Source organism: Streptomyces mabaensis (assembly GCF_053763515.1).
The window spans coordinates 284,362-297,921 of record NZ_JBSOPZ010000001.1; the positions used below are offsets into that span (position 1 = coordinate 284,362).

Sequence of the window (13,560 nt, forward strand, 5' to 3'; positions counted from 1 at the left end):
AGGTCGGCGAAGTCGGCGTTAACAAGGTGTTGACGCGTGAGCAATAAGAGCAAAACCCCAGGTCAGGGCAGAGGTGTCACCTCGACGGGAAATCCGTTGAGGACGGCCGTGCCCGACAGGGGGTCCAGCCTGCTGCCGTCGAGCAGCTGGTTGACGTTGACGCCCGGACTCGCCGCGGCGACCTTCATCCGGGTCCCGGGCCGGCTGTGACCCCAGCCGTGCGGGAGGCTCACCACTCCGGTGCGTACGGTGTCCGTCACCTCCACCGGCACGTCGAGCGCGCCGCCGTCCGCCGTGATCCGCGCGGTCGCGCCGTCGGCGAGGCCGAGCCGGGCGGCGTCCTCGGGGTGCACCTGGAGGGTGCAGCGGTTGGTGCCGCTGTTGAGGGTGGGGACGTTGTGCAGCCAGCTGTTGTTGGAGCGCAGATGGCGGCGGCCGACGAGAACGAGCGCGGCGGCCCGCTCGTCCAGGGCGCGCCGCAGCCTGGGCAGGTCGGCGGCGATCGGCTCGGGGAAGAGTTCGATCCGCCCGCTGCGGGTCTTGAGGACCTGTGGGACGCGCGGCATGAGCGGGCCCAGGTCGATGCCGTGGGGGTGGGCCAGGACCCGGTCGAGGGTGAGGCCCTGGGGGTCCCCGCCGAAGCCGTCGCCGTACGGCCCGAGGCGCAGCATCAGGTCGAGCCGGCGCTCGGGGCCGGTGCGGCCGGTGAGCTGCCCGGCGAGTTCCTTCGGATCCCGGCCGTGCACGGGCGAGAGCGGGTCGGCGACTGCCTTGGCGAGCGTGCTGTCGATCACCATCGCATCGACGGTGGACGGCTCGGCGCCGTGCATGCCGCCGACGGCGAGCACCAGCCGCGCCAGGATCTCGCTCTCGTCGAGCCTGCCCTCCTCCAGGGGGACCGCGGGCCGGCTGAAGCGGACCTGGTTGCGTACGGCGAACGCGCTGAAGGCGAAGTCGTAGTGCGCGCTCTGCGAGGGCGGCGGCGGGGGCAGCACGACATCCGCTCGGCACGAGGTCTCGTTGAGGTAGGGATCGACGCTGACCATGAAGTCGAGCCGGGCGAGCGCCGCGTCGAGGCGGTCGCCGTCGGGCGCGGACAGCACCGGGTTGGCCGCCAGCGAAATGACCGCGCGGATCCGGCCCTCCCCCGGGGTCTCGATCTCCTCGGCGAGGGCGGCCATGGGCAGTTCGCCCTTGGCCTCGGGGTGGCCGCTGACGCGGCTGTGCCAGCGGCCGAGGGCGAAGCCCTTGCCGGGACCGGCGGGGCGCGGGGCGCGGTCGGTGGCGGCGAGGGGGAAGAGGGCGCCGCCGGGGCGGTCGAGATTGCCGGTGAGGACGTTGAGGACGTCCACCAGCCAGTTGGCGAGGGTGCCGTACTCGACGGTGGAACTGCCGATCCGGCCGTACACGGCGGCGGTCGGGGCGGCCGCGAGTTCGCGGGCGAGCGTACGGATCTCGCCGGCCGGGATGTCGCAGGCCTCGGCGACGGCCTCGGGGGTGAAGGGCTGTATCGCTTCCCGGAGTGCGTCCAGGCCCTCGATGTGCTGTTCGAGGTGCTCACCGGGATCGGTGAGCTTCTCGACGAAGAGCACCTGGGCCAGGGCGGCCAGCAGCAGGGCGTCGGCGCCGGGCCGGATGGCCAGGTGCTGGTCGGCCAGTTTCGCCGTCCGGGTGCGGCGCGGATCGACGACGACCAGTTTGCCGCCGCGGCGGCGCAGCGCCTTGAGCTTGCCAGGGAAGTCGGCGGCGGTGCACAGGCTGCCGTTGGACTCCATCGGGTTGGCTCCGAGGAGGAGGAGATGGTCCGTACGGTCCAGGTCGGGCACCGGGATGGCGACGGGGCTGCCGAAGAGCAGCCCGCTGGAGACGTGCTTGGGCATCTGGTCGAGCGTGCTGGCGGTGAAGAGGTTGCGGGTGCGCAGCAGGGAGAGCAGCACGGGCGGGTACAGCGCGCCGGCCATGGTGTGGACATTGGGGTTGCCGAGCAGGACGCCGACGGCGTTCGGCCCGTCCTGTTCGATCAGCGGCCGCAGTCCCGCGGCGACGGCGTCGAACGCCTCGTCCCAGGTCGCCTCCCGGAGCCTGCCGTCCTTGCGCACGAGCGGGGTGCGCAACCGGTCGGGGTCCCCGTCCAGCTCACCGAAGGAAGCACCCTTCGGGCAGATGAAGCCGCGGCTGAAGACGTCGTCCCGGTCCCCGCGGGCGCTGGTGATCCGCGTGCCCTCGATGGTGAGCGTGAGTCCGCAGGTCGCTTCGCAGAGCGGACAGACACGCAGGGCGGTGCGGGCTGGAGCGTGATCGGACATCGGGCCCTCCCGGGGCGGCGGCATCGGTGGCGCGCGAGCACTGCGCAGCATACCGACCGGTAGGCACGTTGGGGAGACCGGTGGCGCCCGCAGGTTGCGTGCCGCACCGGAACCCGGGCGCACCGGAACCCCGCGCGCACCGGAACCGTCACAGCGGCACGTCACCGTTGACGTGGCAGCCCAGGAATCCTACGGTCATTCATAGGATTTCTTCGAAAGCGGCAGGAGCACGCGATGGGCACTGGTGGCACGGGCACCGAGCAGGCGAGGAAGACGGCGGAGGGACTGGCGTACTCCTCCGGTTTCGGCAACGAACACAGCTCGGAAGCCGTACCCGGCGCCCTGCCGCACGGCCGTAATTCCCCCCAGCGCGCCCCCCTCGGGCTGTACGCCGAGCAGCTGAGCGGCTCGGCCTTCACCGAGCCCCGCGCGCACAACCGCCGCTCGTGGCTCTACCGGATCCGCCCCTCGGCGGCGCACCCGGCCTTCGTACGGACGGACAACGGCGCCCTGCGCACGGCGCCCTTCACCGAGACCGTCCCGGACCCGAACCGCCTGCGCTGGAACCCCATGCCCGAGCCCGCGCCCGGCACCGACTTCCTGGCCGGCCTGTGGACGCTCGGCGGCAACGGCGACGCCACCCAGCGCACCGGAATGGCGATTCACCTCTACTGCGCCAACACTTCCATGACGGAACGGGTGTTCAGCGACTCGGACGGAGAGCTGCTGATCGTCCCCGAGCGCGGCGGACTGCTGCTGCGCACCGAATTCGGGCTGCTGCGCGCCGAGCCCGGTCACATCGCGCTGATCCCGCGCGGCGTCCGCTTCCGCGTCGAACTGCTGGACGAGACGGCCCGCGGGTACGTCTGCGAGAACTACGGGCAGCCCTTCGCCCTCCCCGACCTGGGCCCGATCGGCGCCAACGGCCTCGCCCACGCCCGGGATTTCCTCGCGCCGGTCGCGGCGTACGAGGAGACCGAGGGACCGGTGGAGGTGGTCAACAAGTTCTGCGGCAACCTCTGGACCGCGACCTACGACCACTCGCCCCTCGACGTCGTCGCGTGGCACGGCAACCATCTGCCATACGTCTATGACCTGCGCCGCTTCAATGTGCTGGGCACCATCAGCTACGACCACCCGGACCCGTCGATCTTCACGGTCCTCACGTCGCCGTCCGACACCCCCGGCCTCGCGGGCGTCGACTTCGTCGTCTTCGCGCCCCGCTGGCTGGTCGGCGAGGACACCTTCCGGCCGCCGTACTTCCACCGCAATGTGATGAGCGAGTACATGGGCCTGATCGAGGGCGCGTACGACGCCAAGGCGGAGGGCTTCCTCCCGGGCGGCGGCTCGCTGCACAACATGATGTCGGCGCACGGGCCGGACCGTGAGACCTTCGACCGGGCGAGCGCGGCCGACCTCGTGCCGCAGAAGATCGACGACGGTCTCGCCTTCATGTTCGAGACGCGCTGGCCGGTGACGGCGACCGGGCAGGCGGCGACCGCGGCCCATCTGCAGCGGGGGTACGACGACGTGTGGCAGGGTCTCCAGCGCCACTTCCGCTCGTAAGCACATCAGCAGGTACGCACGTACGTACGGAGAAGACGCCGTGACCGCCTTTGCCCCGGACTCGCTGGTCCTGAACCGGAAGCTCCCCCTCTGGTATCAGGTCTCGCAGTCGCTGCGCGCCTCGATACTGGGCCGCACAGCGGACGCCTCGCTGCGCCTGCCCACCGAGGAGCAGCTCGCCGAGCACTACGGGGTCAGCGTGCTCACCATGCGCCAGGCCCTCAAGGAACTGGAGGCGGAGGGCCTGATCAGCCGGCACCGGCGGCGCGGCACCTTCATCGAGCCGGGCGCCCAGCGCGGCGCCCCGGTACGGCTGCTGGGCTCGGTGGACGCCATCGTGGCCCAGCAGTCGGGCGAGCACACCACCGTGCTGGACCACGGCCCGGTCCCGGTGCCGGGCGATCTCGCCGAGCACTTCCCCGGGCTGGCCGAGGTGGTCACGTACCGGCGGCTGCGCCGCGACGGTGACAGCGGCGAGCCGACCAACTGGGCCGAGAACGCGGTCCGCCCCGATCTGGCCGCCGCCATCGACCTCGCCGACCTGGAGCGCTGGCCGATGACGAAGGTACTGCGGGACGCGGTCGGCGTACGGATCAGCCGGATCACCGACACCGTCGAGGCGCGGCTGGCGGACCCGCAGACGGCGGAGTTGCTTCAGGTGCCGCTGCTGAGCCCGATCCTGCACTACACCGGCGTGACGTACGACGCGGAGGGGAAGGTCGTCGATGTCGCCCGCATCCGCTACCGGGGCGACCGGTTCTCCTTCACCGTCACCATGGACGCTCACTGACCTCGGGTCGGCTCGCGTGGATACGATGCGGGACGCCGGGGGGAAGGACCCGGTACGCGGCACCACGGGGAGGGCGGCACGGTGACGGCACGGCACGCAGCAGGTGACGGTGCCCCGCTGCTCGACGATCTGATGCCGTGGTCCGTGGCTCCCCTGCGCCTCGGCCGCTCCTGGCCCGTGGCCCCGGACGCCGCTTCCCTGCGGGCCCGGTGGGCCCGGCTCGTCCGCGCCGAAGGGGCGGACCGCGAGCGGCTCTTCGGCCCGAGCAGGGCGCGTACGCCGTACAGTGCCGTGGCGGCGCTGCCCGGACAGCCGACCTCCACCGGCCGGTTCGCCCGCGAGAGCGGACCCTGCCCGGAACCGGTCCGGGTGCTGCACATGCCGTTCGACGAGCAGTGGCTGCTCCCCGATCACCGGCTGATCGACGCCGCCCGGCCCGAGCTGTGGCGGGTCGCGGACGACCGGCAGCTCTTCGCCGTCGAGCCCGGATACCTGCCCCGGGCCGGCGGACCCGCGCTGCTGGCCACCGCGCTGCTGCCGCAGGGCCGCTCCCCCGCCGGCCGGCCGGGCCGCATCCGGCCGCTCCACCGCCGTCCCGGCGGCCTCGAACCGAATCTCGCGCCCGGCCTGCTGCCGCTGCTCAGCGGCCGGTACGGGCAGGAGGTCACCCCCGAGGACGTGTTCGCCTGGGCCCTCGCGGCGGCCCGGGCCACCCCCGAGGGCTGCGCCGTCCCGCTGCCGGCCGACGGCGAACTCTGGCTGCGCGGAGTCGGGCTGGGTCACCGGATGCTGGCGCTTCAGTTGCGCGGGGCGCGCGGCGGGGAGCGGCCGCGGATGCCGGGCGGCCGGCGGCCGTACGTACGGGCCGCGATCCCGGCGCGGCCGGTGGAGCTGCTGTACGACCGGGAGGAGGAGGTGCTCCGGCTGGGCGAGGGACGCATCTCTCCGGTGCCCGCGGGTGCCTGGGACTTCCATGTGTCCGGGGTACGGGTCCTCCAGGCGTGGTTCGAGCGCCGCACCGAGCGGGGCGAGCCGGGCACGCTGGAGGCGGTACGGCCCGCCGCCTGGCCCCAGGAGTGGACTTCCGAGCTGCTGGAGCTGATCACGGTGCTCGCGCTGCTGCACGAACTGAGGCCGCAGCAGGAGTCGTTGACGGATGGCCCGGGCATCAGCCGGGCGGAGCTGCGGCGCGCCGGCGTCCTGCCGGTACCGCCCGCCGCGCGGCGGCCCGCGTCCGTACTCGACCACCACGAGGAAGGCCCGGAAGGCCAGTGCGCGCTGCTGTGAGCGGGCGAGGTGACAAAGGTGCCCCTTACACGGTAGGCACGCTGTCATGAACAGCCAGTCCGCGCCGCAGCCCCTCCCGCTCGACGGGATCACCGTCGTCGCCGTCGAGCAGGCCGTCTCCGCGCCCTTCGCCACCCGCCAGCTCGCCGACCTCGGCGCTCGCGTCATCAAGATCGAGCGCCCGGACGGCGGCGATTTCGCCCGGGGCTACGACACGGCGGCCCGTGGACTGGCCTCGCACTTCGTCTGGGCCAACCGGGGCAAGGAGTCGCTCGCGGTGGACCTCAAGGATCCGCGCGGCCTCGACGTCGTCCGCCAACTCGTCGCGGACGCAGATGTGTTCGTACAGAATCTCGCGCAGGGCGCGGCCGCCCGGCTCGGTCTGGACGCCGCGACGCTGTGCGCCCGGCATCCCCGGCTGATCGCGGTGGACATCTCCGGCTACGGCGCGGGCGGCCCGTACGCCCACAAGCGCGCGTACGACATGCTCGTCCAGTGCGAGGCGGGCCTGGTGTCGGTGACCGGGACTCCGGAGCAGCCGGTGAAGGCCGGTATCCCGGCGGCCGACATCGCCGCCGCGATGTACGCGTTCTCCGGGGTGCTGGCCGCCCTGCTGCGGCGCGGGGTGACCGGCCTCGGCGGGCCGGTCGAGATCTCCATGCTGGACGCGCTCGCCGAGTGGATGGGGCACCCGCTGCACCATGTGATGCACGGGGGTGAACCACCGGCGCGCACCGGGGTCGCGCACGCCGTCATCGCGCCGTACGACGCCTACCCGACGAGCGACGGCGGACAGGTGCTGCTGTCGGTGCAGAACGACCGGGAGTGGCGCCGGCTCGCCGAACAGGTGCTGTCCCAGCCGGAGTTGGCGGTCGATCCGATATACGCGACCAACGCCGCCCGTACCGCGAACCGGGAGAAGACCGACGCGGCGGTGGGTCGGGCCCTGGCCACGATGAGCACGGAGGAGGCGATCATGCGGCTGGAGGGGGCGGGGATCGCCTGCGCCCGGCTGAACTCGGTCGCCGATCTGGCCGCGCATCCGCAGCTCGCGGCCCAGGACCGCTGGCGGGAGGTGGAGTCACCGGCCGGGCCGCTGCGGGCCCTGCTGCCGCCGATCGGACTGCCGGGCGGCGCGGCACCGCGCATGGGCGCGATTCCCGCGCTCGGCGAGCACACCGACGCGCTGCTGCACGCCCTGGGGATGACGGACGAGCGGATCGCAGCGCTGCGCCGGGACGGCGTGGTCGCCTGAGCGCGTGGCGGGTACGGAGCCTCCGGCCGGGGGCATCCGTACGCCGCTTACGCGGAACGGGTCAGCCGCGGCTGCCGAACAGCGAACGGCGCAGGCGCCGCAGCGGCGCGAAGAGCGAGACACGCGCACTCTTGCTCCGGCGGGTGTGCGCGATATCGCGCGTGGTGAGCTCCCGCATCAGCAGCGTCGCCTCCGCCGCCTCGCGCTGGGGTACGGCAGGGCCGCCCAGCACCGCGAGATGGCGGTCGAGACGCGAACTGGTCGCGCTGCTCCCACACGTGACAGCAGGCACACGCGGCCTGCTGCGCATTGCTATTTGTTCCATGTCACTCCCCACCCGTACGAGGGCACCCGGCCCGGGCAGGTTAACCCTATCGCCCCGCAGTGACACTCGTGTATCCCGGGACCCCGATTGACCACCTCTGTACGGAGGTTGACGTTCTGGCCGCGAATCCAGCTGATCCCAGGGCGAGTTGGACAGAAGATCCCTCCCGCAACACCAATCACAGAAATAGTCACCCGCATCACCAATCCGACCGCCCCTCAGCGTCGAATGCCTGGCATCGGAGCACGACCAGCACTCGCGCGAAGGACGTACGGGATGACAGCCATACCCAGGCGCCGACCGGGGCTCAGGAGCATCGCCGCGCTCACCTGTGGTGCGCTGGCCGCCGGAGGGCTCGTAGCCGCCGGAGTGGCCGCACTGGAACCGGGGGCCGCCGAGGCCTCCAGCCACCGGGAGGCGCCGCTGATCTCGGGGCAGCCGCAGTACGACAACACGGACGTGTACGCCTTTGTCAGCCCTGACAAGGCCGACACGACGACGATCGTCGCCAACTGGCTGCCGTTCCAGGAGCCGGCCGGCGGGCCGAACTTCTTCAAGTTCGCCGACGACGCCCAGTACGACGTGCACATCGACAGCGACGGCGACGCCCAGGGTGATCTGCTGTACCGGTGGACGTTCCGGGACCATGTGAAGAACGGCGACACGTTCCTCTTCAACACCGGCCCCGTCACCGCGCTCGACGACCCGGACCTCAACGTCACGCAGACCTACGACATCGATCTGGTGCGGCTGAAGAACCAGCATGTGATCTCCACCACGAAGATCGCCGACGACCTGCCGGTCGCCCCTTCGAATGTGGGCAAGGCGTCCATGCCGGACTATCGGACGCTGCGCGACCAGGCCGTGCGTGAACTCCCCAGCGGGGCAAAGGCGTTCGCGGGCCAGGCCGACGATCCCTTCTTCCTCGACCTGCGGGTCTTCGACCTGCTGTACGGCGCGGACCTCTCGGAGGTCGGCCGCGACACCCTGGCCGGCTACAACGTCAACACCATCGCCCTGCAGGTGCCGACCGAGCACATTCGCCAGTCGGCGGAGCAGCCCGTCGTCGGCATCTGGTCGACGACCCAGCGCAGGAACGCGCAGGGTGACTTCACCCAGGTGTCGCGGCTCGGCATGCCGCTGGTCAACGAAGTCGTGCTGCCGATCAGGGACAAGGACAAGTTCAACGCGTCCGTGCCGTTGAACGACGGCGACTTCCTGCCGTCGGTCACCAACCCCGAACTGCCGAAGCTGATCGAGGCCATCTACAAGATCGAGGCCCCGGCCGAGCCGCGGGACGACCTGGTCTCCGTCTTCCTGACCGGCGTCGACAAGCTCAACAAGCCGCCGCACGTCACGCCCGCGGAGATGCTGCGGCTCAACACCGCCATCACGCCGGCCTCGGAGCCCAAGCGGCTGGGTGTGCTGGACGGGGACAACGCCGGCTTCCCCAACGGGCGCCGGCTGACGGACGACGTGCTGGACATCGCGCTCCAGGCCGTGGAGGGCGAGCTGCTCGGCCAGAAGAACGACCTGGGCGACGCGGTGAACGAGAACGACCAGAAGTTCGAGCGGAGCTTCCCCTATGTGGCGCTCCCGACGTCGGGCTCCCGTGGCCCGCTGGCGAAGGAGAGCAAGGCGCAGGAGGGCGGACGCAACCTGCTCAACGGCGGTGCGTCGGTGGCCGGTTCCAGCCGCGACGACAGCAGCACGGTGCTGCTCGCCTCGGCGGGAGCGGGCGCGGGAGGTGTCCTGCTGGTGGGCCTCGGCCTCGCGTGGTGGCGAAACCGCCGCCGGAGCATGCACTACTGACGGCTCGCAGGGGGCCGGCCGGGGCGGCCGGCCCCCTCGCCGTACGTCCACACGAAAGGAAAGGGCAGTCGCATGTCCCTGCGAGGGGAACCACGAACAAACACGGCGGCACCGAATGAACACACGGCCGGCGAAGCCGGCGCGGGCGGGGCCAGCGGGACCGGCACAGCGAGCGGGGCCTGCGAAGCCCGCGCGGGCGGCGGACCGGGCGAGGCCCCCGGACCGGGGGGACCTGGCCGGGCCACCAGGACCACCGGGACTGGCAGAGCCGACGAGCCGGGCAGCGCAGACGGACCTGGCGAACCCGGCGGGACCGGCAGCACCGGCACAGCGAGCGGGGCCTGCGAAGCCCGCGCGGGCGGCGGACCGGTCGAGGCCCGCGAGCCCGGCGGGGCCGGCGGACCGGGGGAACCTCTCCCGGCCACCGGGACTGGCGGGGCCGGCGCGGGCGGCGGAGCGGGCGGGGCCCGCGGACCGGGGGGGCCTGTCCGGGCCACCACAACCACCGGAGCCGACGAGCCGGGCAGCGCAGACGGAACCGGCGAGCCCGGCGAGACCGGCGCGGCGAGCGGGGCCTCCGGAGCCCGCGCGGGCGGCGGACCAGGCGGGGGCCGCGGGGCTGGCGGGGCTGGCGAGCCCGGCGGGGACCGCGAGCCCGGCGCGGGCGGCGGACCGGGGGAACCTCTCCCGGCCACCGGGACTGGCGGGGCCGGCGGAACGCGCGCGCCTCGCGCAGCTGGGCGGGGGCGGCGGGTGGGTGGGGTGTTGTTGCTCGCCGGTGCGATCGCGCTCGCGCTCACCGCGACCGCCCTCGCGGTCGGCGGACCCGACCCCGCCCGGCCCCCCGCCCGCACCGCGCCCGCCGCCGACGCCCCGCTCGACCGGCTCGGCGCCGACGATCTGGCCCGGGGCGTCAGGGACCTCCAGGCGCATCTGCGGGCACAGCCCAAGGACGCCCGTGCGTGGGCCGCGCTCGGCACCGCGTATGTCGAGCAGGCCAGGACGGGTGGTGACCCGACCCGCTATCCGCAGGCGGAGCAGGCCCTCGCCCGCTCGCTGGAGCTTCAGCCGCGCGACAACGACGCGGCCTTCGCCGGGCGCGCCGCACTCGCCGCCGCCCGGCACGACTTCCGCGGCGCGCTGCGGGACGCCGGACGCGCGCTGGCGGTCAACCCGTACAGCGAGCGCGCGCTGGCCTCCCGGATCGACGCCCTCGTCGAACTGGGCAGCTACCCCAAGGCGCTGGCCGCCGCGAAGGAGGCCGACGGCCGCCGGCCGGGCATTCCCGTCTTCACGCGCTACGCGTACGCACTGGAGCTGAGCGGCGACACCAAGGGGGCTCGCGGGGTACTCACGCGGGCCCTCGACTCGGCCGCGACCCGCGCCGACACGGCGTATGTGGCATCTGCCCTCGGCCAGCTGGAGTGGAGCCAGGGCCAGTACGACACCGCCCTGCGGCACTTCGCGACCGCCCTGCGCGCGGACCCCGGCCACCTGCCCGCCCTGGAGGGCCGGGCGCGCGCACAGGCGGCGCGCGGTGACACCGGGGCCGCCCGCGAGGGCCTGGAGGCGGTCGTGGCCCGCCACCCGCTGCCCGGGCAGCTCGTGGCGCTGGGCGAGCTGTACGAGGCGGAGGGGCGTACGGCCGACGCGCGCGCCCAGTATGAACTGATCGGCACCTGGACCGCGCTGGCCCGTGCCAACGGCGTGAACACCGATCTCGACACCGCCCTCGCCCTGGCCGACCACGGCGACCGGGCCGAGGCGCTGCGCGCGGCCCGCGCGGAGTGGGGCAAGCGGCACACCGTCCACACGGCGGACGCGCTGGCCTGGGCGCTGCACGTCAACGGCCGTTCGGCGCAGGCGCTCGCGTACGTCGAGCGGTCCGCGCCGCCCGGCAGCCGCAACGCGGTGTTCCTCTACCACCGGGGGATGATCGAGCGGGCCGCCGGCCAGGACCGGGCCGCCGTCCGCTCGCTCACCGCGGCGCTGGACATCAACCCGGCCTTCTCGCCGACCGGTTCGCGCGCGGCCCGCGCCGCGCTCACCTCGCTGGAGGCGTCGTGAGGGGGTGGCGCGCGCGTGCCGTCGGCGCCGCCGTGCTGGTGGCCGGGGCGGCGCTCGCGGTGCTGCCCGCGGGGACGGCCGCCGCGCATCCGCTGGGGAACTTCACCGTCAACCGGTACGACGGACTGGTCGTCGCGCCCGGCGAGCTGAGGGTCGATCACGTCGAGGACCTGGCGGAGATCCCGGCGGCACAGGCGCGCACGCGGATCGACCGGGACGGGGACCAGGAGATGTCCCCGGCCGAGCTGTCCGTCTGGGCCGGCGAGCGGTGCCGGGACGCGGCGCGCGGCAGCCGGCTGACGGTGGACGGGCGCGGCACCGCGCTCACGCCCGGCACGGGCAGTGCCCGGGTGCGCCCCGGGCAGGCCGGTCTGCCGACGCTCCGGGTGGAGTGCCGGCTGACGGCCGTGTTGCCGGGGGGCCGGCACACGATCGGATTCCTGGCGGCGGACGACCTGGTTCCGGGGTGGCGGGAGATCACGGCGCGCGGCGACCGTATGACACTGGCGGACTCCGACGTCCCGCGGTCGTCGGTCTCGCGGCGGCTGTCTCAGTACCCGGAGGAGCAGCTGTCCTCACCGCCGGACCGCAAGACGGCCGGGCTGTCGGTGGCCCCGGGCGGCCCCGCGCTGGCGACGCAGGACAGCGGAACGGGTCCGGCCCCGGCGTCGGTACTCCCGCGTGGCGCGGACCGCTGGACACAGGCGCTGACCGGTCTGGTGGACCGGCACGAACTGACCGCCGGATTCGCCGCACTGGCGCTGGCGGCCGCGCTCCTGCTCGGCGCGCTGCACGCGCTCGCGCCGGGCCACGGCAAGACCCTGATGGCGGCGGCCGCGGCGGCCGGCGGCCGGAACTCGCTGCGCGACGTCCTCGCCCTGGGCGCCTCGGTGACGGTCACCCACACCCTCGGCGTCTTCGCCCTGGGCGCGCTCATCGCTGCGGGCTCGGCGGCGGCGCCGTCGGTGGTGGCCTGGCTGGGCGTGGCCAGCGGCGCGCTGGTGGCGGCGGCGGGCGGAGTCCTGGTCCGCAGGGCCTGGCACAACCGGTCCAGCGGCCACACCCACGACCACGCGCACGCCTTCGGCGGGGGCCACTCGCACGGCCTGGCCGCCTGGCGCGGCCACGCGCACCCGCACACCCACGGAACCCCGGCACCCCACGCCGCAGAGCCTGACCACGCCCGCGGCCCCGGGGCCGAGCACAACCGCAGGCCCGCAGACGACCCAGGGCACGAGCCTGGCCTCAGGCATACGCACGTCCTCACGCCCAGGCACGAACACCGCCTCGGCCTGGGGCCGGAGCACGGGGACGGGCCCGAGCGCGGGGCCGGGGAACAGCACAAGCACGGCTCCAAGCACCGGCCCGAGGCCGGGCACGAACACCGCGTCGGCCTCGAACAAGTACACGGGCACGAGCACGAGCACGAGCACCACCGCGGCGCGGAGCGCGGGCCCAGGGACGACCATGAGGACCGGCCCGAGCGCGGAGACGGGGAACAGCACAAGCACGGCTCCAAGCACCGGCCCGAGGCCGGGCACGAACACCGCCTCGGGCGGGTGCGCGGGCACGGCCACACTCACGGGCCGGAGGCCGGGCAGGAGCACCGGCTCGGGGACGAGCGCGCGCACAAGCCCGGGCACTCCCACGGGCCCTTGCCCAGGCAAGGGCACGGGCCGGAGGCCGGACACGAGGAGCCCGGACACGGGCCGGAGGCCGAGCAGGAGCCCGGGCCGGCGGCCGGGCGTGGGGCGCGCGGGCACCGCCAGCCGCACGCGCACCCCCGCCGCACGCCCCGCAGGGTCCGGCTTCGGGGGACCGTGTTGCTCGGGTTCGCCGGGGGGCTGGTGCCCAGCCCCTCCGCCGTCGTCGTGCTCGTCGGGGCCGCGGCCCTGGGGCGCGCCTGGTTCGGCTTCCTGCTCGTGATCGCGTACGGCGCCGGGCTCGCCCTCACCCTCTCCGCCGCCGGCTTCGCCGTCGTACGGCTCGGCGCCCGCGCGACCCGGCGTCTCACCGAGCGCAGGCGCCGTGACGGACGCCTGCTCGCGGTCGCCCACCGCCTCGCCCCGCTCGGCACCGCGTTCGTCGTGCTGGTTGTCGGGTGCGGTTTGGCGCTCAGGGGGGCGGCAACCGCCCTTGGGTGAGCTAGCTT

At 73.8% G+C, this 13,560-nt stretch carries 9 protein-coding genes; 7 read left to right on the forward strand and 2 right to left on the reverse strand.

Annotated features, from left to right (window positions below; translation table 11 throughout):
* Positions 1 to 62: 62 nt before the first annotated feature.
* Positions 63 to 2,306 carry a molybdopterin oxidoreductase family protein gene (locus tag ACWV17_RS01375; protein ID WP_455358105.1) on the reverse strand — a complete coding sequence of 748 codons (2,244 nt, stop codon included), beginning with the start codon at positions 2,304 to 2,306 and terminating at the stop codon, positions 63 to 65.
* 234 nt (positions 2,307 to 2,540) lie between these two features.
* Between ACWV17_RS01375 and hmgA the strand changes: the two genes are divergently transcribed.
* The 4 genes from hmgA to ACWV17_RS01395 all read left to right on the forward strand — a co-directional run bounded on the left by hmgA (position 2,541) and on the right by ACWV17_RS01395 (position 7,204).
* The gene (gene hmgA, locus ACWV17_RS01380) at positions 2,541 to 3,872 is read left to right on the forward strand and encodes a homogentisate 1,2-dioxygenase (RefSeq protein WP_455354684.1); all 1,332 of its coding nucleotides are present in this window, start codon (positions 2,541 to 2,543) and stop codon (positions 3,870 to 3,872) included.
* A gap of 4 nt (positions 3,873 to 3,876) precedes the next feature.
* Entirely contained in the window at positions 3,877 to 4,662 is a 786-nt protein-coding gene (locus tag ACWV17_RS01385; RefSeq protein ID WP_455358145.1) for a GntR family transcriptional regulator, read from the forward strand.
* Between the two features lie 81 nt (positions 4,663 to 4,743).
* Complete coding sequence (locus ACWV17_RS01390) at positions 4,744 to 5,949, forward strand: type ISP restriction/modification enzyme (RefSeq protein WP_455358106.1); 1,206 nt, start codon at positions 4,744 to 4,746, stop codon at positions 5,947 to 5,949.
* Positions 5,950 to 5,995: 46 nt separating this feature from the next.
* Complete coding sequence (locus tag ACWV17_RS01395) at positions 5,996 to 7,204, forward strand: CaiB/BaiF CoA transferase family protein (RefSeq protein WP_455358107.1); 1,209 nt, start codon at positions 5,996 to 5,998, stop codon at positions 7,202 to 7,204.
* Between the two features lie 61 nt (positions 7,205 to 7,265).
* Here the strand turns inward: ACWV17_RS01395 and ACWV17_RS01400 are convergent, their stop codons facing one another.
* Positions 7,266 to 7,529 (reverse strand): hypothetical protein, encoded by a 264-nt coding sequence (locus ACWV17_RS01400; protein ID WP_455354681.1) that lies wholly within the window; start codon positions 7,527 to 7,529, stop codon positions 7,266 to 7,268.
* A 276-nt stretch (positions 7,530 to 7,805) separates the two neighbouring features.
* On the opposite strand from ACWV17_RS01400, the gene ACWV17_RS01405 reads away from it, so the two are divergent.
* The 3 genes from ACWV17_RS01405 (at position 7,806) to ACWV17_RS01415 (ending at position 13,552) form a co-directional block, all read left to right on the forward strand.
* Positions 7,806 to 9,341, forward strand: coding sequence for a DUF4331 domain-containing protein (locus ACWV17_RS01405; protein WP_455358108.1), 1,536 nt, complete (start codon positions 7,806 to 7,808; stop codon positions 9,339 to 9,341).
* Positions 9,342 to 10,103: 762 nt separating this feature from the next.
* Positions 10,104 to 11,408: a tetratricopeptide repeat protein gene (locus ACWV17_RS01410; RefSeq protein ID WP_455358109.1), complete on the forward strand. Its 1,305-nt coding sequence runs from the start codon at positions 10,104 to 10,106 to the stop codon at positions 11,406 to 11,408.
* A complete protein-coding gene (locus ACWV17_RS01415; protein WP_455358110.1) occupies positions 11,405 to 13,552 on the forward strand; it encodes an urease accessory protein UreH domain-containing protein in 2,148 nt (715 codons plus the stop codon). Before ACWV17_RS01410 ends, ACWV17_RS01415 begins: the two co-directional genes overlap by 4 nt.
* Positions 13,553 to 13,560 lie beyond the last annotated feature (8 nt).